The following is a 22,391-nucleotide window of genomic DNA, read 5'->3' on the forward strand; positions in this document are numbered from 1 at the left end:
GGCGTTTACGCCGCATCCGGCAATCAATGCCTGATGCGATGCTGTCGCGTCTTATCAGGCCTACAAACCGTTACCGACTCGCATCGGGCAATTGCGGGTTATGAGGGCATTGCGATAGCCTGCTTTTCTTCAAGCAGCTTCTCGACTACGCCAGGATCGGCAAGCGTCGAGGTATCGCCCAGGTTGCTGGTATCGCCCGCCGCAATTTTGCGCAGAATACGGCGCATAATTTTGCCGGAGCGGGTTTTTGGCAGGGAGTCGGTCCAGTGCAGCACGTCTGGCGTCGCCAGCGGGCCAATCTCTTTACGCACCCAGTTGCGGACTTCTGCGTACAGTTCTGGTGACGGCTCCTCCCCGTGATTAAGCGTGACGTAGGCGTAAATCGCCTGACCTTTAATATTGTGCGGAATACCCACTACGGCGGCTTCGGCAATTTTCGGATGCGCTACCAGTGCCGACTCAATCTCCGCTGTCCCCAGACGATGACCGGAGACGTTCAGCACATCGTCCACACGCCCGGTGATCCAGTAATAACCATCTTCATCACGACGCGCGCCGTCGCCGCTGAAGTACATATTTTTGAAGGTGGAGAAATAGGTCTGTTCAAAGCGTTCATGATCGCCAAACAGCGTACGTGCCTGACCCGGCCAGGAATCGGTGATCACCAGACTGCCTTCGGCTGCGCCTTCCAGCGGGTTACCTTCGTTATCAACTAGCGCAGGTTGTACGCCGAAGAACGGACGCGTCGCTGAACCGGCTTTCAGTTCGGTAGCGCCAGGCAGCGGTGTGATCATGAAACCGCCAGTTTCGGTCTGCCACCAGGTATCGACTACCGGGCACTTCTCATTGCCGATCTTTTTCCAGTACCACTCCCACGCTTCCGGGTTAATGGGCTCGCCCACGGAACCGAGAATACGCAGCGACGAGCGGTCGGTGCCTTCAATCGCTTTATCGCCTTCTGCCATCAACGCGCGAATTGCTGTAGGCGCGGTATAGAGAATATTGACCTGATGCTTGTCCACCACCTGCGCCATACGGGCAGGCGTCGGCCAGTTGGGCACGCCTTCAAACATTAACGTGGTTGCGCCGCAGGCCAGCGGACCGTAAAGCAAATAACTGTGCCCGGTAACCCAGCCCACATCGGCGGTGCACCAGTAGATATCGCCAGGATGATAATCAAAGACATATTTAAAGGTGGTCGCCGCGTACACCAGATAACCGCCGGTGGTGTGCAGCACGCCTTTCGGCTTACCGGTAGAACCGGAGGTATAGAGAATAAACAGCGGATCTTCGGCGTTCATCTCTTCCGCCTGGTGCTGATCGCTCGCTTGCGCAATCAGGTCATGCCACCACAGATCGCGCCCTTCCTGCCAGTCGATTTTTCCGCCAGTGCGCTTCAGTACCACCACATGTTCTACGCTGGTGACGTTCGGATTTTTCAGCGCATCATCGACGTTCTTCTTCAGTGGAATGCTACGCCCGGCGCGCACGCCTTCATCGGATGTGATAACCAATCGTGAGCTGGAATCGATAATGCGCCCGGCAACCGCTTCCGGCGAGAAGCCGCCGAAAATCACCGAATGCACCGCACCAATACGCGCGCAAGCCAGCATCGCAACTGCGGCTTCCGGTACCATCGGCATGTAAATTGCCACCACATCGCCTTTTTTAATGCCGAGATCGAGTAGGGTATTGGCGAAGCGACATACATCGCGGTGCAGTGTTTTATAGCTGATATGTTTGCTCTGGCTGGCGTCGTCGCCTTCCCAGATGATGGCGGTACGATCGCCGTTTTCTTGCAGGTGGCGGTCAAGGCAGTTCGCCGCCAGATTCAACGTGCCGTCTTCGTACCATTTAATTGAGACATTGCCAGGGGCAAAAGAGGTGTTCTTCACCTTCTGATACGGCTTGATCCAGTCGAGAATTTTTCCCTGTTCGCCCCAAAAAGTATCTGGTGCGTTAATAGATTGTTGATACATCGCCTCGTACTGCTGAGGGTTTATCAGGCAATGGTCTGCGATGTTGGCAGGAATAGGGTGTTTATGAATTTGACTCATGCTTTTGTTCTCCTTGTTGGATGTTAATAATATGTGGCATAAGAGTTAAATGTAGGGGTATTGGTAGTTTTGTTTAGTATTTGGGCGGCAGATCACGCAAAAGCAGAATTGTGCAAATAAGAGGCAGGGGAATTTTTGAAGGTCACCAACAAAAGTTGATTAATTCTTTGAGGAACATGCAGTTATGCATCTGCTTGAAAAAGGGGATAATAATCACTAACTCTAAAGTGGTATTTTACATGCACTTACAATTGATTAAAAACAACATTCTAAGTGTGGTTATTTGTTACACATAAGGGCGAGCAATGTCATGGCAGTGTATGTGCGGTTACTGTCATGAAAAAACAATAAAAACTGCCATTGCCTTAATGGCGCAATTTGGATGAAGCCCCTATGACAAGGATAAAAACCAACGCACGCCGTTTCTTCAGCTTATTGATTCCTTTTTTCTTTTTCACTTCTGTTCACGCTGAACAAACGGCATCTCCCGCGAAACCTGTAACTGTGGAAGCGAAGAATGAAACTTTCGCCCCGCAACATCCCGATCAATATCTCTCCTGGAAAGCGACCTCGGAACTGTCAGAGCGTGTTGACGCACTGGCGGAAGATCCCCGGCTGGTGATTTTATGGGCGGGATATCCTTTCTCCCGTGATTACAACAAGCCGCGTGGTCATGCTTATGCCATCACCGATGTTCGCGAAACTCTGCGTACTGGCGCGCCAAAAAACGCCGAAGACGGCACGATGCCTATGGCCTGCTGGAGTTGTAAAAGCCCGGACGTGGCGCGTCTGATCCAGAAAGAAGGAGAAGACGGCTATTTCCACGGTAAATGGGCGCGCGGCGGCCCGGAGATCGTCAACAACTTAGGTTGTGCCGACTGCCATAACACTGCTTCACCAGAATTTGCTAAAGGCAAGCCGGAGCTAACTCTTTCACGTCCGTATGCCGAACGTGCAATGAATGCTATTGGCAAGCCGTTTGAAAAAGGTGGGCGCTTCGATCAGCAATCGATGGTCTGTGGTCAGTGCCACGTGGAGTATTACTTCGATGGCAAAGATAAAGCCGTTAAATTCCCGTGGGATAACGGTATGAAAGTCGAAAATATGGAGCAGTATTACGACAAAATTGCCTTCTCTGACTGGACCAACGCCCTGTCGAAAACGCCGATGCTGAAAGCCCAGCACCCGGAATATGAAACCTGGAGCGCAGGCATTCACGGCAAAAATAACGTGACTTGCATCGACTGCCACATGCCGAAAGTACAAAACGCTGAAGGCAAACTCTATACCGATCATAAGATTGGCAATCCGTTTGATAACTTCGCTCAGACCTGTGCGAACTGCCATACCCAGGACAAAGCTACGCTGCAAAAAGTAGTCGCGGAGCGTAAACAGTCGATTAATGACCTGAAAATCAAGGTGGAAGATCAACTGGTTCACGCTCACTTCGAAGCGAAAGCGGCGCTGGATGCTGGTGCGACTGCCGCCGAAATGAAACCGATTCAGGATGATATTCGTCATGCGCAATGGCGCTGGGATCTGGCGATCGCTTCCCATGGCATTCATATGCATGCCCCGGAAGAAGGTTTACGGATGCTCGGCACGGCAATGGATAAAGCCGCGGATGCTCGTACCAAACTGGCGCGTCTGTTAGCGACTAAAGGTATCACCCATGAAATCCAGATCCCGGATATCTCGACCAAAGAGAAAGCCCAGCAGGCAATTGGCCTGAATATGGAGCAAATCAAGGCTGAGAAGCAGGACTTCATCAAAACGGTGATCCCGCAGTGGGAAGAGCAGGCGCGTAAAAACGGTCTGTTAAGCCAATAACCCCCGTTCCGCCTCGTAAGGGGCGGAAAACACAATGGAGTGAATATGAGCGTATTACGTTCGTTATTAACTGCTGGGGTGCTGGTGTCGGGCCTGTTGTGGAGCCTGCACGGAATTACCGCTACCCCTGCGGCACAGGCATCTGATGATCGCTACGAAGTCACCCGGCAGCGTAACCCGGATGCTGCCTGTCTGGACTGTCATAAGCCAGACACTGAAGGTATGCATGGCAAACATGCTTCCGCTATCAACCCAAATAACAAGCTGCCGGTCACCTGTACCAACTGTCACGGCCAGCCGTCACCACAACACCGCGAGGGGGTGAAAGATGTGATGCGCTTTAATGAGCCGATGTACAAGGTCGGGGAACAGAACAGCGTTTGTCTGTCCTGCCATTTACCGGAACAGTTGCAAAAAGCGTTCTGGCCGCACGATGTTCACGTGACCAAAGTGGCGTGCGCCAGCTGCCATTCCCTGCATCCTCAGCAAGACACGATGCAGACGTTAAGTGATAAAGGACGGATTAAGATTTGCGTCGATTGCCATAGCGATCAACGTACCAATCCGAACTTTAACCCGGCGTCTGTTCCATTGCTTAAGGAGCAGCCATGAGTTTGTCACGTCGCCAGTTTCTCACCGGCGTCGGCGTGTTGGCGGCAGCCAGCGGCACTGCAGGGCGTGTGGTGGCGAAAACGTTGAATATTAACGGCGTGCGTTACGGCATGGTGCATGACGAGTCGTTATGTATCGGCTGTACCGCTTGTATGGATGCTTGTCGGGAAGTCAATAAAGTGCCGGAAGGCGTCTCGCGGCTGACAATTATTCGCAGTGAACCGCAGGGCGAATTTCCTGATGTGAAATACCGTTTCTTCCGTAAGTCGTGTCAGCACTGCGACCATGCGCCGTGCGTTGACGTCTGCCCGACTGGCGCTTCTTTTCGCGATGCCGCCAGCGGGATTGTCGATGTTAACCCGGATCTCTGCGTCGGTTGCCAGTATTGCATCGCTGCATGCCCGTACCGCGTACGCTTTATCCATCCGGTCACGAAGACTGTGGACAAATGCGACTTCTGCCGCAAAACCAATCTGCAGGCAGGTAAGCTGCCCGCCTGTGTTGAGGCATGTCCAACGAAAGCGCTGACTTTTGGCAACCTGGACGATCCCAACAGTGAAATTTCAAAACTGCTGCGTCAGAAACCCACTTACCGCTACAAGCTGGCGCTGGGAACCAAACCGAAGCTGTATCGCGTGCCGTTTAAATACGGGGAGGTGAGTCAATGACCCAGGTTTCCGCATTTCATTTTGAATCGTTGGTATGGGACTGGCCGATTGCCATCTATCTGTTTTTAGTTGGTATTTCCGCCGGTCTGGTCACGCTGGCGGTACTGCTGCGCCGTTTCTACCCACAGGCAGGCGGCGCGGACAGTACGCTACTGCGCACTACGCTGATTGTCGGGCCTGGCGCGGTGATCCTTGGTTTATTGATCCTCGTTTTCCACCTGGCACGTCCGTGGACTTTCTGGAAGCTGATGTTCCATTACAGCTTTACCTCAGTGATGTCGATGGGGGTGATGCTGTTTCAGCTCTACATGGTGGTGCTGGTGCTGTGGCTGGCGAAAATCTTTGAACACGATTTGCTTACCCTGCAACAACGTTGGCTGCCGAAGCTGGGGATCGTTCAAAAGGTTCTGAACCTGCTGACGCCCGTACATCGTGGACTGGAAACGTTGATGCTGGTACTGGCGGTATTACTGGGGGCGTATACCGGCTTTTTGCTGTCGGCGCTGAAATCGTATCCGTTCCTCAATAACCCGATCCTGCCGGTGCTGTTCTTGTTCTCCGGGGTTTCATCCGGCGCGGCGATGGTGCTGTTAGCGATGGCGATACGTCAGCGCAGTAATCCGCATTCCACGGAAGCGCACTTTGTTCACCGCATGGAAATTCCTGTGGTATGGGGAGAAATTTTCCTGCTGGTGGCCTTTTTCGTCGGTCTGGCGCTGGGCGATGACGGTAAGGTACGTGCGCTGGCAGCGGCATTGGGCGGCGGTTTCTGGACATGGTGGTTCTGGCTTGGCGTCGCCGGGCTGGGACTGATTGTGCCGATGTTGCTCAAACCGTGGGTAAATCGCAGTTCAGGCATATCTGCCGTACTGGCGGCGTGTGGCGCCAGCCTGGTTGGGGTGTTGATGCTGCGCTTTTTCATTCTCTACGCCGGGCAGTTGACGGTGGCGTAAGCCAGAAAAGAGGTGGTTTCTGGACGTATTCCTTCCTGAAGTCGGTTTTCTGGCGCTGTTGTTAAGTCTTGGGGTCAATGTGTTGACCCCTCTGACGACTGTCGTGGGCGTGAGGTTGCGCTGGCCTGGTATGATGCGGCTTGCCTGCATTGGCATTCTGGCGCAGTTCGCGCTGCTACTGCTGGCGTTTGCCATTCTTACTTTTTGTTTTCTCTCCAGCGATTTCTCGGTCATTTACGTCGCCCAACATAGTTACAGCCTGCTGTCGTGGGAACTCAAACTGGCGGCAGTATGGGGTGGTCATGAAGGTTCGCTGTTGCTTTGGGTGCTGTTGCTTTCTGCCTGGAGCGCATTGTTTGCCTGGCATTATCGGCAGCAAACCGATCCGCTATTTCCACTCACGTTAACGGTTTTATCGCTGATACTTGCCGCGCTGCTGCTGTTTGTTGTCGGATGGTCCGATCCTTTTGTGCGGATATTTCCGCCCGCAATAGAAGGGCGCGATCTCAACCCAATGCTGCAACATCCAGGTCTTATCTTCCATCCGCCGCTGCTTTATCTCGGCTATGGCGGTTTGATGGTGGCGGCGAGCGTGGCGTTGGCGAGTTTATTGCGTGGCGATTTTGATGCCGCCAGTGCCCGGGTTTGCTGGCGATGGGCGCTGCCTGGCTGGTGCGCATTAACCGCAGGGATCATTCTCGGTTCCTGGTGGGCTTATTGCGAACTGGGCTGGGGCGGTTGGTGGTTTTGGGATCCGGTTGAAAACGCGTCGTTATTACCCTGGCTTTCATCTACCGCGTTGCTACACAGTTTGTCTTTGACACGTCAGCGGGGAATTTTCCGTCACTGGTCTCTGCTGCTGGCGATAGTTACCCTGATGCTGTCGCTACTGGGCACGTTGATTGTGCGTTCCGGCATTCTGGTTTCAGTCCATGCGTTCGCGCTGGATAACGTGCGTGCCGTGCCGTTGTTCAGCCTGTTTGCGCTGATTAGCCTGGCGTCTCTGGCTCTGTATGGCTGGCGAGTGCGGGACGGTGGCCCGGCGGTGCGTTTTTCGGGGTTATCGCGGGAAATGTTAATCCTCGCTACGCTGTTGCTGTTTTGCGCAGTGCTACTGATCGTGCTGGTGGGAACGCTTTATCCGATGATTTACGGCCTGCTGGGCTGGGGACGCCTCTCCGTTGGCGCGCCGTATTTTAACCGTGCGACGTTGCCGTTCGGTTTGCTGATGTTGGTGGTGATTGTGCTGGCGGCGTATGTTTCTGGCAAACGCGCACAGCTTCCGGCGCTACTGGCGCATTCCGGTGTGTTGCTGTTTGCCGCCGGTATCGTGGTTTCCAGCGTTAGTCGTCAGGAAATCAGTCTGAATTTACAGCCGGGGCAGGAAGTGACGCTGGCAGGCTACACCTTCCGTTTTGAGCGTCTCGATCTACAGGCTAAAGGCAATTACACCAGCGAAAAAGCGATAGTGGCGTTGTTTGACCATCAGCAACGCATTGGCGAATTGACGCCAGAGCGGCGCTTTTATGAGGCACGCCGTCAGCAAATGATGGAACCGTCGATTCGCTGGAACGGCATCCATGACTGGTATGCGGTCATGGGAGAGAAAACCGGAGCGGATCGTTACGCATTTCGTTTGTATGTACAAAGCGGTGTGCGCTGGGTTTGGGGCGGTGGATTGTTGATGATTGTGGGCGCGTTATTAAGCGGATTGCGGAGGAGAACGCGCAATGAATAAACGGTTTCTCATGTTACTGCTGCTGTTTGCTGGCTTTGTACACGCTCAGGTCGTAGACACCTGGCAATTCGCCAATCCGCAACAACAGGAACAGGCGTTAAGTATTGCCAGCCAGTTACGTTGTCCGCAGTGCCAGAATCAGAACTTACTGGAATCCAACGCGCCGGTGGCGGTCAGTATGCGCCATCAGGTTTACAGCATGGTGGCGGAGGGGAAAAGCGAAGCTGAAATCATTGGCTGGATGACCGAACGCTACGGTGATTTTGTTCGCTACAACCCACCGTTAACCGGTCAGACACTGGTGTTATGGGCGCTGCCAGTGGTGGTGTTGTTGATGGTGGCGCTGATCCTCTGGCAGGTGAGGAAGAAGCAATGAAACAGCCTCAAATACCAGTGAAAATGCTGACAACACTCACGATTTTGATGGTATTTCTCTGTATCGGCGGTTATCTGCTAAGTCCGAAATGGGCGGCAGTGCGTGCGGAGTATCAACGTCAACGCGATCCGTTGCATCAGTTTGCCAGCCAACAAACGCCGGAAGCACAGCTTCAGGTATTGCAGAATAAAATCCGCGTCAATCCACAAAGCAGTGAACAGTGGGCGTTACTGGGCGAGTATTACCTGTGGCAAAACGATTATAGCCACGCGCTGCTGGCATACCGCCAGGCGTTACGACTGCGCGGTGAAAATGCTGAATTATACGCGGCGTTGGCAACGGTGCTTTATTACCAGGAGGGTCAGCATATGACCGCTCAGACTCGCGCGATGATCGACAAATCCCTCGCGCTGGACAGTAATGAAATCACCGCTCTGATGCTGCTGGCCTCCGATGCGTTTATGCAGGCAAACTACGCGCAAGCCATCGAACTATGGCAAAAAGTGATGGATTTAAACTCATCTCGGGTCAATCGGGCACAACTGGTGGAGTCGATTAATATGGCAAAACTGCTGCAGCGGCGATCGGAATAGTCACTGTATGTTGAAGATTATGTTATTGAGTTGTTTAAATAATAACCGAATGAACGTAGTTAAAAAATAATCACAAAACACAATTATTGCATTTTAAACAAATAAAAATCTTTCCATAACAAATAGTTATTCAACTATCTTGCCATAAACTCGCGTTATTATGCATTAATGCAGCGAAAAGCTCTGTTGTTAAAGGGTTGCGCAACATGCCGCGCAAATGATACTGATCATAAGCGTTAAAAAACTCTACAAACCAACGCAACACAATTCATGCCCTGGCAGTATGTCACGTTCTCACGTTTCTGAACGGGGAACGGCGCTCCATTGAGGAAGTCATTCATATGAAAAATATAAAATTCAGCCTGGCCTGGCAGATTCTGTTTGCCATGGTGCTGGGCATTCTCCTGGGAAGCTACCTGCACTACCATAGCGATAGTCGCGAATGGCTGGTTGCCAATTTGCTTTCTCCGGCGGGTGATATCTTTATCCACCTGATCAAAATGATTGTGGTGCCAATTGTCATCTCCACGCTGGTGGTGGGTATCGCGGGTGTTGGTGATGCCAAACAGCTCGGGCGCATTGGTGCGAAAACCATTATCTACTTCGAGTTGATTACTACTGTTGCCATTGTTCTTGGGATCACGCTGGCGAATGTTTTTCAGCCCGGTGCCGGGGTGGATATGTCGCAGCTGGCGACCGTCGATATCTCGAAATACCAGAGCACGACGGAAGCGGTACAAAGCAGTTCCCACGGTATTATGGGGACGATTTTGTCGCTGGTGCCGACGAATATTGTGGCGTCGATGGCAAAAGGCGAAATGCTACCGATTATCTTCTTCTCGGTACTGTTTGGTCTTGGGCTTTCGTCTCTGCCTGCGGCGCATCGTGAACCGCTGGTCACCGTGTTTCGTTCCATCTCTGAAACCATGTTTAAAGTTACCCATATGGTGATGCGTTACGCGCCGGTGGGTGTGTTTGCGTTGATTGCCGTGACGGTGGCCAACTTTGGCTTCTCTTCCCTGTGGCCGCTGGCGAAGCTGGTACTACTGGTGCATTTCGCCATTCTGTTCTTCGCGCTGGTCGTGCTGGGGATTGTGGCGCGAATTTGTGGGTTAAGCGTCTGGATCCTGATTCGTATTCTGAAAGATGAGTTGATTCTGGCGTACTCCACTGCCAGCTCTGAAAGCGTGCTGCCACGAATTATTGAGAAGATGGAAGCTTACGGCGCGCCAGCGTCGATCACCAGTTTCGTGGTGCCGACCGGGTATTCTTTTAACCTTGATGGTTCAACGCTGTATCAAAGTATTGCCGCCATCTTTATTGCTCAGTTGTATGGCATCGACCTGTCTATCTGGCAGGAAATCATTCTGGTGCTGACGCTGATGGTGACCTCGAAAGGGATTGCTGGCGTGCCGGGCGTGTCGTTTGTGGTGCTGCTGGCAACGCTGGGTAGCGTGGGGATCCCGCTGGAAGGTCTGGCGTTTATTGCCGGTGTTGACCGCATCCTGGATATGGCGCGTACCGCGCTGAACGTGGTGGGTAACGCGCTGGCGGTGCTAGTGATTGCCAAGTGGGAGCACAAATTTGACCGCAAAAAGGCGCTGGCCTACGAGCGTGAAATGCTGGGCAAATTTGATAAGACAGCGGATCAGTAATTGAAGATTGCCGGGGGATTATATCCACCCGGCAATGTGTGGATGCCTGATGCGACGCGTAACGCGTCTTATCAAGCCTACGCCAGACTGAGCAATAGCTCGATTTAGCATGATTTTTGTAGGTCGGATAAGGCGTTTACGCCGCATCCGACATCAATGCCTGATGCGACGCATAACTCGTCTTATCAGGCCTACTTTAACCGTTGGTTAATTTCTCAAACTCTTCACATCCGGTATCAAACCCTTCCATACAGCTCAGGTTCAACCAGTGCAGCGCCTTTTGTTTGTTCTTCTCAATAAACCCCTCTTCACCGTTTAAGAACATCATTCCCGCCCAGTACTCGGAATAACCGGTGCGGGAAATTGCGGAGCTGCGTTTGAAATACCAGGTCGCTTTGTCATCGTCGGCCTTAATGCCCACGCCATTAGCGTAAATCAAACCAAGCAACATCTGGGCATCGACGGCGGAGTCGTTTTCCAGATCTTCCGAGGCGTTTTCTAACAGCGAAATCGCCTTCGGATAATCCGGTTTACCCGCCTGGGTATTCACCAGAATATGCGCCAACGTCACTTCACCTTCTTTACTGCCTGCTTGCGCGGCTTTCTCGGCAAGCACTTTTGCTTGTGGATAGTCCAGGCTGACCGGATTGGTGATTTTGATCTGCGCCAACAGCGCGCAGGCATCGGCATCACCGCTGTCAGCGGTTTTCTGTGCCCAATATTCGGCTTTGCTCAAATCGCCGGAGCTAAACCAGCTGTCGGCAAGAAAATATTGTGCGCGTCGGTCTCCGGCTTCTGCCGCCTTTACATATTGGCTGCCAGGTTCGGAATCGTTCGCGTGGGCAAAGAATGTTAAAAACAACATCAAAGTGATAATTTTTTTCATTTTGATAATGAAGTCTGGTAGGGAATAGACAGTATAAAGTGTTCGGCTGGACAAAAAAACAACTGTAAAAAGACTCGCAGGCCGAATGATTTAATGCGATGTAAGGTGGTTAATCCATCCGATGCTCACCTTTTTCCAGGGCGTTGCGATCGAAAAATCGTTGAATTTTCCCCCCGGTCATCATTGCCGCACGGTCAGACATATGTGCGATGACATCGGCATCGTGGCTGACCAGCAGATACGTCATTTGGTGCTCCCGCTTCAGTTGATTCAATAAATTAAGAATTTCCGCTTGTACCGACATATCCAGCGCCGAGGTGGGCTCATCCAGCAGGAGAAGCTGTGGCCGTAACAACAGCGCGCGGGCGATAACCACGCGTTGCCGCTGACCACCGGAAAGCCGATGTGGGTAGCGACGAGCGGCGTCGAAAGGTAAGCCAACCTGTTCCAGTACAGTCTGGACGCGTTTTTCTATTTCGCTTTCGCCACGAATTTTGAGTGGTTCAGCCAGTGTTCGCCACAAAGTATGGTTGGGATGCAGCGAGGCGTAGGGATCCTGAAACACCATTTGCACATTGCGGCGGAGATCGCCCTGAAAACGCATTCCTGGTTTGATGGCGTGCCCAAGCAGTGATACCTGACCGTGCCAGTCGCGTAGTAATCCAGCCAGTACGCGTAAGATGGTGGATTTTCCGCAGCCAGATTCGCCAATTAAACTAAATGTCTCGCCAGCATTAACTGAAAAACTGGCGGCGGAAACTGCGGTTTTCTCAGCAAAAGTAACCTGCAAGTGATTAATTTCAACGACCGTCATGGTATTTCTCCTGCGTCATCGCCGTCCTGTCCAGCGTTGGTAATATCTGCCCGTAAGTTTGCGCATTCGGGCGGCAAGTCCACAGTGTGCGTGTGTAAGGATGCGTTGCCGTGGGGAGTGCGTCGGCGCGCATTTCATCTATCTTATTTCCCTGATACATCACCATCACCCGATGGCAAAATTGTGCGACTAATGGCAGGTCGTGACTGATCAGCAACATTGCCATCTGCCGTTGTTCACATTGAGTAACCAGGAGTTCCAGAATCTGATTGCGCAGGCGAACATCCAGTGCCGATGTCGGTTCATCGGCAATCAACACCTGGGGATCGTTGATGAGCGCCATTGCAATCATCACTCGCTGTCCCATTCCGCCAGAGAGTTCACGGGGATAGTTTTGTAACACTCGAGTATTGAGGCCGACGGCCTGAATCGCGGTATTTATTTTCTCTTCTTTTTCGCAGCGATTAAGGCGTTGATGGAGCGTAATTGCCTCTTCCAGTTGCGCTTTTACCGTCTTCACTGGATTAAGTGCATAACGCGGATCTTGCAATACCATCGCGATATCGTTACCGCGCAACTGCTGCCATCCACGCGCATTGAGAGTGAGCGCATTGCGCCCCAGAATGTTAAGTGTGTCTGCGGTTACCCTGCCGGGTTTGCGAATCAGCCCCATCAGGGCGCGGGCGGTCATTGATTTGCCTGAACCCGACTCACCAACCAGCGCCAGGCGCTCATTGCCTAATGTAAAGCTGACATTATTGACGACCCGGGAACCCGGGTAATCGACGCAGAGATTCTTAATATCAAGACGTGAGTCAGTCATGTTGCGGCTCCAGAACATCGCGCAAGCCATCACCCAACAGATTAAAGGCCAGACTGGCAATTAAGATAATTGCGCCGGGCGCGGCGGCAATCCACCATTGATCAAAAATGACCTGCATACCGTCGGCGATCATGGCTCCCCATTCTGCCATTGGCGGACGAGCACCAAGACCAAGAAAGCCCAGACCAGCAGCCGCCAGAATGATACCCGCTAAATCCAGCGCCAGACGGACAATGGCGGATGGCAGGCACAATGGCAAAATATGACCAGTCAACAGACGCCCACCGCGGATACCCATCATCTCTGCGGCGGCAAGATAATCACTGTGTCGTAGGCGTTGAATTTCACTCCGTGCCTGGCGCGCATAAGCAGGCCAGGTGGTTAACGCCAGCGCCAGTGCGCCGTTAACCAGCCCCGGTCCCAACATGGCGACAAATGCAAAGGCCAGAATCAAACGCGGCATTGACATTACCACGTCAGTAAAACGCATCAGTACGCGTTCCAGCCAACCGCCGTAGTACCCGGATAAAATGCCAATTAACAGGCCAACCGGGAGCGTAATGATTGTCACCAATGCGACCAGCCCCAGCGCCGGGCGGCTGCCGTAGATTAAACGTGAAAGTAGATCTCGCCCGTAACTGTCCGTACCGAGCCAGTGCTGACTGTTCGGCGCTTGTAATCGTGCCGCCGCATCCTGCCAGTTAGGATCGTGAGGCGCCAGCAACGGCGCGAAGAGCGCAATTAGTATCAATAACAGGATAATTATCAACCCGCCGAACGCGGCGGGCGAACGACGTAAACGGCGTAAAAAGAGAAACATCGGCATCAGCGCAACCCCGGTTCGGTCAGCCTGACCAGCAGGTCGGTGAGGTTATTTATCAACACAAAGCAGATGCCAGTCAGTAACGTACCGCCCATGATTGCGGTGGTATCGCCAGCGAACAGCGCCGTAGTGAGATAGCGGCCAATACCAGGCCAGGAAAAGACGGTTTCTGTCAGTACCGCGCCTTCCAGCATTGATGTATAGGCGAGGGCGATGACGGTGAGCAAGGTGCCGCGAATGTTGGGTAAAACATGGCGTAGCAAAATGGTCATCTCGCTGGCCCCTTTGGCGCGCGCCAACAAAATATATTCTTTATTCATTTCGCCAAGACAGGCCGAACGTGTCAGGCGCGTAATACTGGCGAGCGAGAAGTACGCCAGTAACAAAACTGGCAGCATCAGATGATTGATTGCATTGATAAATGCTTCACGATCGCCCGAAAGCCAGGTATCAAACAGCGCAAATCCGCTGCGGGGAACAATGGTGAATTGATAAATATCATCCAGTCTGCCCGGTCCGGCACTCCATTGCAGTCTGGCGTAGAACAGCGCCAGCATTAGCAGACCAAGCCAAAAAATGGGGACGGAATTTCCCAGCAGAGTTAATGTTCGCACGGTGAAATCCAGCGGCGAACCAACATAACGGGCGCAAAGTACACCGGCAATGACACCGATAGTAGCACCGACAATAAGTGCTAACGTTGCCAGCTCAATGGTTGCCGGAAACACCGATAGCAAGTCCTGGAGTACCGGTTGCCCGGTGGCGCTGGCGATGCCGAGATCGCCGTGCGCCAGATTTACCAGGTAATGCCAGAACTGGACAGGTAATGGCTGATCCAACCCTAACTGGTGGCGCACCTGAGTATAGGTGGACTGGCTGGCGTGATCGCCAACGATTTGCAATACCCGATCGACTGGTGAGAGAGCCGAAAGCGCAAAGGTAATCAGCAGCAGGCCGAGCAGCGTCAGAGCAACGGTAAACAATCCCTGCAACAGTGCGAGCAGAGGACGTTTACATCGCCATTTCATGCGAGTGGAAAAAACAGCAGACATGATCTTTCCATACAGTGAGAAATCAGCGGCTGGCCTGCAATACAGGCCAGCCCTGGTATCGCCCCCGATAACGTAGCCGGGAGCGAGTTGCATACAGGATTATTTGGTTACCTGATCAAACCAGACCATATCGGCATTCAAGCCTTGTTGATAACCCTGCACATTATCACGCAGAACAATTTGCGTTTTGCCTTGATCAATAAAGACATACGGGGAACTACGTTGCAGTTCCTGTTGCATCTTTTTATACAAATCAAGACGTTTTGCGTTATCCGGTTCAGCAATTGCCGCCAGCGTTTCTTTGTTTAGTTCCGGGATTTTCCAGCTATTTAACCCAGCAACGGTGCTGGATTTGCCATCGTTATAGGCGAAAGAGCTGGCGTTGGAATGTGCGTCAAAATAATCTGGCAACCACATCCGAATGGCCCCCTGATGCTGGTGGGCGCGAACGCGAGAGTAGACCTGACTCCCCGCGGCTGGCAGCAAATCAACTTTTACACCGCCCTGAGCAAAGCTGGCCTGAATTGACTGCGCGATGGTAATAAATGGTGGTTTATTTTCGACATCAAGCGTGAAGTGCGGGTCTTTGATTCCGGCTTTAGCGAGGATCTCTTTGGCTTTAGCTGGATTAAAGGTAAACGGTGTTTCTTCCAGAGCTCCAGGAAAGCCCACGGGCAGGAAACTTTGATGAGTAAAATATTGTCCTTTCAGTAGATTTTTGGTGATACCGTCGTAATCGACTAACCAGCGAGCGGCTTCCCAGAAAGCAGGATTACCCATCAACGGGTTATCCTTGTTACCGGTATTAAAGGCCAGATAGTTCTGTTCGGCGGAGGCAATGCTCATCACCTTGACGCCAGGTTTACCCTGTAGTGCATCGATTTGATCGGCACCCAGATCGCGTGCCATATCAGCATCGCCTTGTTGGATCAGCAGGCGGCGCGTTGCTGGATCGGGGACATTTTTGATGATGACGCTTTTCAGCTTCGGTGCGCCGGTCGGTGAGGTCGCGTTGGCTTCCATTACGATGGCCTGATGCGGTTGATAAGTGCGCATTTTAAACGCACCGCTGCCTGCAGAATGCATCTTCAGCCATTCATTGCCAAAGTCGTTATTTTTGGCGTTTGGCGCAACCAGCTTCTCGTCAACAATTGAGGCGATAGGCGTGGAGAGAATATTCAGCGCCAGCGCTGGGCTTACGTCAGCGCTCCATTGCACCTGGACGGTATGATCGTCGATTTTCTTTAACTGACTGGCGATATTTTCTGGCCGCCAGCCCAGCACATTGAGAATAAACGCACCAGATTTATTCAGTGTGACTGCCCGGATATAAGAGTAAATCACATCTTCCGGGCGCACCGGGTTACCGGAGGCAAATTTCGCATCGCTTTTGAGTTTTATGGTCAGCGTTTTTGCTGCGGGGTCAGCCTGCCAACTTTCCGCCAGAATCGGCGTGATTTTCGCGGGATCGTTACGGTCCGGCTGTACTACGCGTTGATACAGGCTTGGTACCGTCTGAATACTGGAGAGTTCGTTAGCTTCTGCCGGGTCCAGACTCACAATATCATCCAGTCCCTGGGCAACAACCAACGTATTTGGCGGTGTAGCGGCAAAGGTGGTGGCGGAAATTGCGCTTAATACCAGTAAAGGTAATAGTTTTTTAATCATATGCTTCCCAATCCCTGAAGTTACTTTGAGGTTATAAACATGCTATTTTCCGGGATGTTACTGCATTTGTTGCGCCAGAATATCCCATGAATAGAACGTGTTAGACGGACGATGATTTCTCACCTTGCCGAAATTTTGATCGCCAAATGTAAAGTATTATTACGTTAGGCCGCGATGAGAATTGAGTAAAGATAATTCTCATTTGCAATTGTGACTGGAGAGGAATAACAACTGAAAAGATGTCGCTGATAACCAACATGGGCTGGTTTGGCTGCACGGGTATGTATAAAAAATCCGGAAACGGCTGATCGTTCCCGGATTGATACAAAGGCATTGGGTAATACCGCCGCCTTTAACGTAAGTTTAAGCGGTATTACGCCAGTGCTGCTTCGCGCAGGCGAGTTTTCAACTTGTTGTACTCGTCAATCACGTACTGCTCGGCGGCGCGCTGATCGGCGATCGGTTCGACGCGCACGGCGCAGTATTTGTACTCCGGCGTTTTCGTAATCGGGCTTAAGTTCTCGGTGACCAGCTCGTTACAGGCACCAATCCACCACTGGTAGGTCATGTAAATCGCCCCTTTGTTCGGACGATCGCTGACCTGCGCGCGGGTGATAATTTTGCCTTTACGTGAGTGCACCCAAACTAATGCCTCATCTTCAATACCCAGACGTTTGGCGTCTTCGGTATTGATTTGCGCGTAGCCTGGTTCATCAGCCAGTGCCGCCAGCGCCGCACAGTTACCGGTCATCGAACGGCAAGAGTAGTGACCGACTTCACGCACCGTTGACAGTACCATCGGGTACTCTTCAGTGAGTTTGTCGATAGGCGCTACCCAGTCGCAGGTGAAGAACTGCGCCAGACCATTCGGGGTATCAAACTTCTCTTTAAACAGATAAGAAGTCCCCTGATCGGCATCTGAAGTATCGCGGCAAGGCCACTGAATGAAGCCCAGTTCGCCCATTTTCTCGTAAGTCGCACCGTAGAAATCCGGGCACAGATGACGCAACTCGTCCCAGATTTCCTGGGTGTTGTTGTAGTGCATCGGGTAACCCATACGGGTGGCGATTTCACTGATAATCTGCCAGTCCGTTTTCAGATCCCACTTCGGTTCAACCGCTTTGAAGAAGCGCTGGAAGCCACGGTCCGCCGCAGTAAACACGCCTTCATGCTCGCCCCACGAGGTTGACGGTAAAATAACATCCGCCGCCGACGCGGTTTTGGTCATAAAGATATCCTGAACGATGACCAGCTCCAGATCTTCAAACGCTTTACGTACTGCCGACAATTCCGCGTCAGTTTGCAGCGGATCTTCGCCCATAATGTACGCTGCACGCACTTCGCCATGCGCCGCACGGTGCGGCAGTTCGCTGATGCGATAACCGGTATGGGCCGGCAGGCTTTCTACGCCCCAGGCTTTAGCGAATTTCTCGCGGTTAGCCGGATCTTTCACGTACTGATAGCCCGGATATGTATCCGGCAGCGCGCCCATATCACAGGCACCCTGTACGTTGTTCTGACCACGAACCGGGTTAACACCAGCATGCGGCTTACCGAGGTTACCGGTCAGCATCGCGAGGCTGGTCAGAGAACGCACGGTTTCCACGCCCTGATAGAACTGGGTCACACCCATGCCCCACAGGATAGATGCGCTTTCTGCCTGGGCATACATCCTCGCCGCCTGACGGATCTCACTGGCGCTAACGCCGGTGATATCTTCAACCGACTCCGGCGTGTAGCCTTCAACGATTTTGCGATACTCTTCAAAGCCTTCCGTACGGGAAGCAACGAATGCTTTGTCGTACAGATTTTCTTCAATAATGACATGGCCCATCGCATTCAACAGCGCGATGTTCGAGCCGTTTTTCAGCGCGATGTGCATGTCAGCAATGCGCGCGGTTTCAATTTTGCGCGGATCGCAGACGATAATTTTCGCGCCGTTACGTTTAGCGTTAATCACGTGATTCGCCACGATCGGGTGGGAATCAGCCGGGTTGTACCCGAAGACGAACACTAAATCGGTATTGTCAATTTCGTTAATGGCATTGCTCATTGCGCCGTTACCGACCGATTGGTGCAGACCTGCAACCGATGGGCCGTGTCAGACGCGAGCGCAGCAGTCAACGTTATTGGTACCAATAACGGCGCGCGCAAATTTTTGCATTACATAGTTGGTTTCGTTACCCGTACCGCGCGAGGAGCCGGTCGTCTGGATGGCATCCGGACCGTACTTCTCTTTGATGGCGCTCAGGCGCTCGGCAACGTAATTCAGTGCCTCATCCCAGGAAACAGGTTCGAGTTTGCCGCCACGCTGGCGACGGATCATGGGGGTTTTCAGGCGCGGGGTCAGGATCTGGGTATCGTTAATGAAATCCCAGCCATAATAACCCTTCAGACACAGGGTTCCCTGGTTGGTTTTCCCCTGCGCTGCCTCCGCCCGGACGATTTTGCCGTTATCGACGACCAGGTTGATTTTGCAACCTGATGCGCAATATGGGCAAACCGTGACGACTTTTTTCATCGGTCTCGCTCCAGTTAATCAAATCACGCATACGCGCTCTCGACCACAGTATGCATCTTTTATGCCACATTTTATTTGGGGCTATTTCCTGATATTACGGGCACTCTTTATTCAAAACTCTGACGAAAAACAGGCTGTCGTCAGTTTTGACGTGACGAAATGAAATGCCGCGTGACAGCCATCACGCGGCAGAGGTTTTATTTTTTCTCGACGATGGGCGCTGCCTGATACCCGCCGCCCAGCGATTTCATCAACTGAATGCTTTGAATCACACGACGACTATCCAGCATCAGTAACGCCATCTCTTCAGAAAGCACGGGTAATTGGGCTTCAGTGGCCTGCAAGCGACTGGTTAAACCGCGTTTATATGCAGCGTCGGCGGCGCGTTGGGTAAAACGGGTTGCTTCCACGCGTTCTGCCTGCATTTCTCGTTCTTCATTGAGCGTTTGCAGACGCGTACCATTGACTGCGACATCACGGACGGCATTCAGCACCGACTGGTTGTAACGTTCAATCATCATATTGCTGGTGGCGCGGGTGCCTTCAAGGTTAGCATTCAACCTTCCGCCATCAAACAGCGGTAATTTCAGGCCCGGGATGAAGTTAATCTGTCGACTGGTGTTTTTGAATAAGGTATCCAGGTGGATGGAATCCAGACCGAAAAACGCTTTGATATCAAAGCTCGGATAGAACAGTGCACGTGCTGCATCTACCTGATTTAGCGATGCCTGAACATACCAGCGCATGGCTTGTAGATCCGGGCGTCTGGCGAGTAAATCATATGGGAGCGTCGCAGGAATGCCGGTCTGAACCTGTGGCAGCGCCGTCGATTTGATCTCTGGCATATCGCTGGCGCCTGCGCCAGTTAACGCCCGCAGGGCTTCACGGGTTTCGGTAATTTGCCCTTTGACGGCGGCAATTTGTTTTTCCACAGCCAGAATTTGCGCTCGTGCGCCGTGGAAAGGTACTTGCGCTTCCAGGCCGTGTGCGACTTTGCTCTGGTGCGCCTTCACCGCATAATCAATAACGTCATGAGTTTGCTCTAACAGATCGAGCATCTGGTCACTGGCCTGAATGCTGTAATAAAGCTGTGCGACGCCAGTGGTCAGCGATAACTCAACCGCTGCTGTTTCTGCCAGCGCGGCGTTATGTGCGCCAATAGCGGCAGCAACCGATGAGCGATGCACGCCCCACAGATCGAGATCCAGGCCAGCGAATAGCCCTACGGTGGCTTCTGTGTAGTACGGTCCGTCCATACCCAGTGCAGGCGCATCCATCGCATAAGGGCTTAAAAATCCGTTCGCCGAGACGCGCTGGCGATTGAGCATCCCTAACGCCGCCACCTGTAATTGCGAACCTGCATCTAACAGATCGGCTTGCGACTGTGCTTTTTCTTCCCGCAATTTCGCTTCAGCGAGGGTGTGTGAACCGCTTAGTGTCCGCTTAATCAGGGCGTCCAGTTGTGGATCGTTAAATTGTTTCCACCATTGCGCTTGCGGCCAGCCGGAACTGGCCAGATGAATATCATTGGCCAGTTTGATTTGTTCCGGTTTAAGCTGTTGATGAGGCGCGGAATCCTTGCGAATCAACGCACAGCCGGACATCAGCGTCGCGCTGCCGAGAATGCCGCACAACAGCAGGCGTGAAAGTTGATGATTGATCATTGCGTGGCTCCTTGTGCCTGTTCCGTGGCGGGCGTTAATGCCGGGGCTGTCCAGTCTGGCAGGCGAGCGATGAGCTGGCAGACGTGTTGCTCCTGTTTTTCTAAGGTGGAGAATGCGGCCTGCGAGGCCGTTATCTCTTCCGCTGTGATTTGTGGAGGGCGGCTGGAGGCTGTCGCCAGACCAGCAGTGTATTTTTCCAGCGCATCGGCAAATTGACTGGCGCGATCTGGTTGTAGCGCGTTATCCATTATTTGCGCCGAGTTCCAGGTGACGTCCCAGGCGTGCAGAATATCGCGTCCCTGACGAATGATGCTTTGTGCACGTACAACCAGCGCAACGCGTTCTTCAGCATCCAACTGACGTTCCAGTGCTACGCGGTCACACATTTCTTCGCAGGCATTGAACGCCGCATGTAAACCGATGCGAATTTGCAGATAGCTTCGCAGAGTGGATGTTTCATGCTGGCGTGGAATACGCATCATCTTGCTTAACATTCCCAGCGCTGCCGCCAGTTTTGACGGTAAAGCACGAGCTTCGCTTTCTGGCCAGACAAAGGTGTAGATCACCGCAGATACCACGGTACCAATGATGATACCGAAGGCGCGATCGCGGATCTCAACCAGGTCATAGACGGGACCAAAGACGTTTTCGAGCGTGGCGAGTGCAAAGGTCACCACCAGTTGCGTACCGATATAAGAAGAGCGTTCGGAGCTGGTGGCAATCCACGCGCCCAACAGGAAAATCGGAGCAAGAGCAAACAGTAATTCGACAATATTATCCAGCCAGGGCATAACCAGCAGCGTGAATAACAATGCCAGAATCGCCCCGCAGAAGGCTCCGCCAAAACGCAACGCCATCTTCTGGTATGATGAACCGATGGTCGGGTTGGCGACGATCACGCAGGTCAACATACAAGTGTGGATGCCTTCCCAGTCGACGCCGCTATAGAAGGTGTAACAGATCAAACAGGCGAGCAGCGTTTTCACCGCATAGCGCATATAGTCCGGGTTCGTAAAGGCGTCGGGCACCATTGATGGTGGTTTAGCGGCAGGCGTTGGCGGTGTGTTGGGATCCATCTGTCCCAGTTGCATCAGTGCCTGGCAGATATTCTCCAGGTTGCATACCCGGGCCGCCACGGCTTCTTCTTCGCTAAGACGCCAGTCACTTTGCCAACTTTCACCTTGCGCAATAGCTTGCTGAAGTTTTTCGATTTCAGCCGCTAATTTTTGTCGCAGCTCTTTCGTGGCCTGTGATTCAGCAAAATCGGCGGGATGGTAGCGATTTAGCGTAGAGTAAATGTAGGTCACCGTCGCTACGCAACTTTGCCACCATGCGCTTTTCTCTCGCCAGTTTGCGTCGTCTGCGAGGCAAAATACGTTCAGTTTTTGCAACGCCAACGCCTCTCTTTCAACCTGTTTTTCCGGCAAAGGCGTGAGATTTTCTGCCAGATGGCTTAAGGCATCGTCCAGTCTGTCATTAAGGGCTTGATGCATCTGGCTGATAGCCCGACTGGGAAACCACAGCACGCCAATTAAGGTCATCAGCAGTGTCGGGTAGAGACCAACAACGATGCACCATAGTGTTAAGCGCACGACAATTTCCGGGTAGTCGAGCATTCCGGGAAATGTTTGCCCGTAAATAGCGACAATGGCAACGGC

At 52.5% G+C, this 22,391-nt stretch carries 18 protein-coding genes; 8 read left to right on the top strand and 10 right to left on the bottom strand.

Going from position 1 to position 22,391, the window contains the following annotated elements; translation table 11 throughout:
• Window positions 1-98 precede the first annotated feature (98 nt).
• Entirely contained in the window at window positions 99-2,057 is a 1,959-nt protein-coding gene (acs, locus tag EA14781_RS07655) for an acetate--CoA ligase (RefSeq protein ID WP_000078187.1), read from the bottom strand.
• A 393-nt stretch (window positions 2,058-2,450) separates the two neighbouring features.
• Between acs and nrfA the strand changes: the two genes are divergently transcribed.
• From nrfA to gltP, 8 genes are all read left to right on the top strand, one after another.
• Window positions 2,451-3,887 carry an ammonia-forming nitrite reductase cytochrome c552 subunit gene (gene nrfA / locus EA14781_RS07660; protein WP_000196886.1) on the top strand — a complete coding sequence of 479 codons (1,437 nt, stop codon included), beginning with the start codon at window positions 2,451-2,453 and terminating at the stop codon, window positions 3,885-3,887.
• Between the two features lie 45 nt (window positions 3,888-3,932).
• The gene (gene nrfB, locus EA14781_RS07665) at window positions 3,933-4,499 is read left to right on the top strand and encodes a cytochrome c nitrite reductase pentaheme subunit (protein WP_002460719.1); all 567 of its coding nucleotides are present in this window, start codon (window positions 3,933-3,935) and stop codon (window positions 4,497-4,499) included.
• Complete coding sequence (gene nrfC / locus EA14781_RS07670) at window positions 4,496-5,167, top strand: cytochrome c nitrite reductase Fe-S protein (protein ID WP_000059409.1); 672 nt, start codon at window positions 4,496-4,498, stop codon at window positions 5,165-5,167. The genes nrfB and nrfC overlap by 4 nt, the downstream gene beginning before the upstream one ends.
• Entirely contained in the window at window positions 5,164-6,120 is a 957-nt protein-coding gene (nrfD, locus tag EA14781_RS07675; protein WP_000195549.1) for a cytochrome c nitrite reductase subunit NrfD, read from the top strand. The genes nrfC and nrfD overlap by 4 nt, the downstream gene beginning before the upstream one ends.
• A 19-nt stretch (window positions 6,121-6,139) precedes the next feature.
• Complete coding sequence (locus EA14781_RS07680) at window positions 6,140-7,858, top strand: heme lyase CcmF/NrfE family subunit (protein WP_071585958.1); 1,719 nt, start codon at window positions 6,140-6,142, stop codon at window positions 7,856-7,858.
• On the top strand, window positions 7,851-8,234 hold the full coding sequence (gene nrfF, locus EA14781_RS07685; RefSeq protein WP_001042070.1) for a heme lyase NrfEFG subunit NrfF: 384 nt from the start codon (window positions 7,851-7,853) through the stop codon (window positions 8,232-8,234). The genes EA14781_RS07680 and nrfF overlap by 8 nt, the downstream gene beginning before the upstream one ends.
• Window positions 8,231-8,827 carry a heme lyase NrfEFG subunit NrfG gene (gene nrfG / locus EA14781_RS07690; protein WP_000812971.1) on the top strand — a complete coding sequence of 199 codons (597 nt, stop codon included), beginning with the start codon at window positions 8,231-8,233 and terminating at the stop codon, window positions 8,825-8,827. The genes nrfF and nrfG overlap by 4 nt, the downstream gene beginning before the upstream one ends.
• Before the next feature lie 341 nt (window positions 8,828-9,168).
• Window positions 9,169-10,482: a glutamate/aspartate:proton symporter GltP gene (gene gltP / locus EA14781_RS07695; RefSeq protein WP_000789602.1), complete on the top strand. Its 1,314-nt coding sequence runs from the start codon at window positions 9,169-9,171 to the stop codon at window positions 10,480-10,482.
• Window positions 10,483-10,678: 196 nt separating this feature from the next.
• Here the strand turns inward: gltP and yjcO are convergent, their stop codons facing one another.
• The 9 genes from yjcO to mdtO all read right to left on the bottom strand — a co-directional run.
• Window positions 10,679-11,368 carry a Sel1 family TPR-like repeat protein YjcO gene (gene yjcO, locus EA14781_RS07700; RefSeq protein WP_000720933.1) on the bottom strand — a complete coding sequence of 230 codons (690 nt, stop codon included), beginning with the start codon at window positions 11,366-11,368 and terminating at the stop codon, window positions 10,679-10,681.
• Between the two features lie 109 nt (window positions 11,369-11,477).
• Window positions 11,478-12,182 (bottom strand): ABC transporter ATP-binding protein, encoded by a 705-nt coding sequence (locus EA14781_RS07705; protein WP_000219263.1) that lies wholly within the window; start codon window positions 12,180-12,182, stop codon window positions 11,478-11,480.
• Entirely contained in the window at window positions 12,169-13,005 is an 837-nt protein-coding gene (locus tag EA14781_RS07710) for an ABC transporter ATP-binding protein (protein ID WP_000132439.1), read from the bottom strand. The genes EA14781_RS07705 and EA14781_RS07710 overlap by 14 nt, the downstream gene beginning before the upstream one ends.
• A complete protein-coding gene (locus EA14781_RS07715; RefSeq protein WP_001131979.1) occupies window positions 12,998-13,831 on the bottom strand; it encodes an ABC transporter permease in 834 nt (277 codons plus the stop codon). The genes EA14781_RS07710 and EA14781_RS07715 overlap by 8 nt, the downstream gene beginning before the upstream one ends.
• The gene (locus EA14781_RS07720; protein WP_002460705.1) at window positions 13,831-14,880 is read right to left on the bottom strand and encodes an ABC transporter permease; all 1,050 of its coding nucleotides are present in this window, start codon (window positions 14,878-14,880) and stop codon (window positions 13,831-13,833) included. The genes EA14781_RS07715 and EA14781_RS07720 overlap by 1 nt, the downstream gene beginning before the upstream one ends.
• A gap of 99 nt (window positions 14,881-14,979) precedes the next feature.
• Window positions 14,980-16,548 (bottom strand): ABC transporter substrate-binding protein, encoded by a 1,569-nt coding sequence (locus EA14781_RS07725; RefSeq protein ID WP_000592271.1) that lies wholly within the window; start codon window positions 16,546-16,548, stop codon window positions 14,980-14,982.
• A gap of 373 nt (window positions 16,549-16,921) precedes the next feature.
• Entirely contained in the window at window positions 16,922-19,069 is a 2,148-nt protein-coding gene (fdhF, locus tag EA14781_RS07730) for a formate dehydrogenase subunit alpha (protein WP_077629437.1), read from the bottom strand.
• Between the two features lie 197 nt (window positions 19,070-19,266).
• On the bottom strand, window positions 19,267-20,733 hold the full coding sequence (mdtP, locus tag EA14781_RS07740; protein ID WP_000607091.1) for a multidrug efflux transporter outer membrane subunit MdtP: 1,467 nt from the start codon (window positions 20,731-20,733) through the stop codon (window positions 19,267-19,269).
• On the bottom strand, window positions 20,730-22,391 hold a 1,662-nt coding region (gene mdtO, locus EA14781_RS07745), incomplete at its 5' end, for a multidrug efflux transporter permease subunit MdtO (RefSeq protein WP_042326742.1). The genes mdtP and mdtO, both read right to left, overlap by 4 nt.

Origin of the sequence: Escherichia albertii NBRC 107761 = DSM 17582 (assembly GCF_000759775.1) — a bacterium.
GTDB classification, from domain to species: domain Bacteria; phylum Pseudomonadota; class Gammaproteobacteria; order Enterobacterales; family Enterobacteriaceae; genus Escherichia; species Escherichia albertii.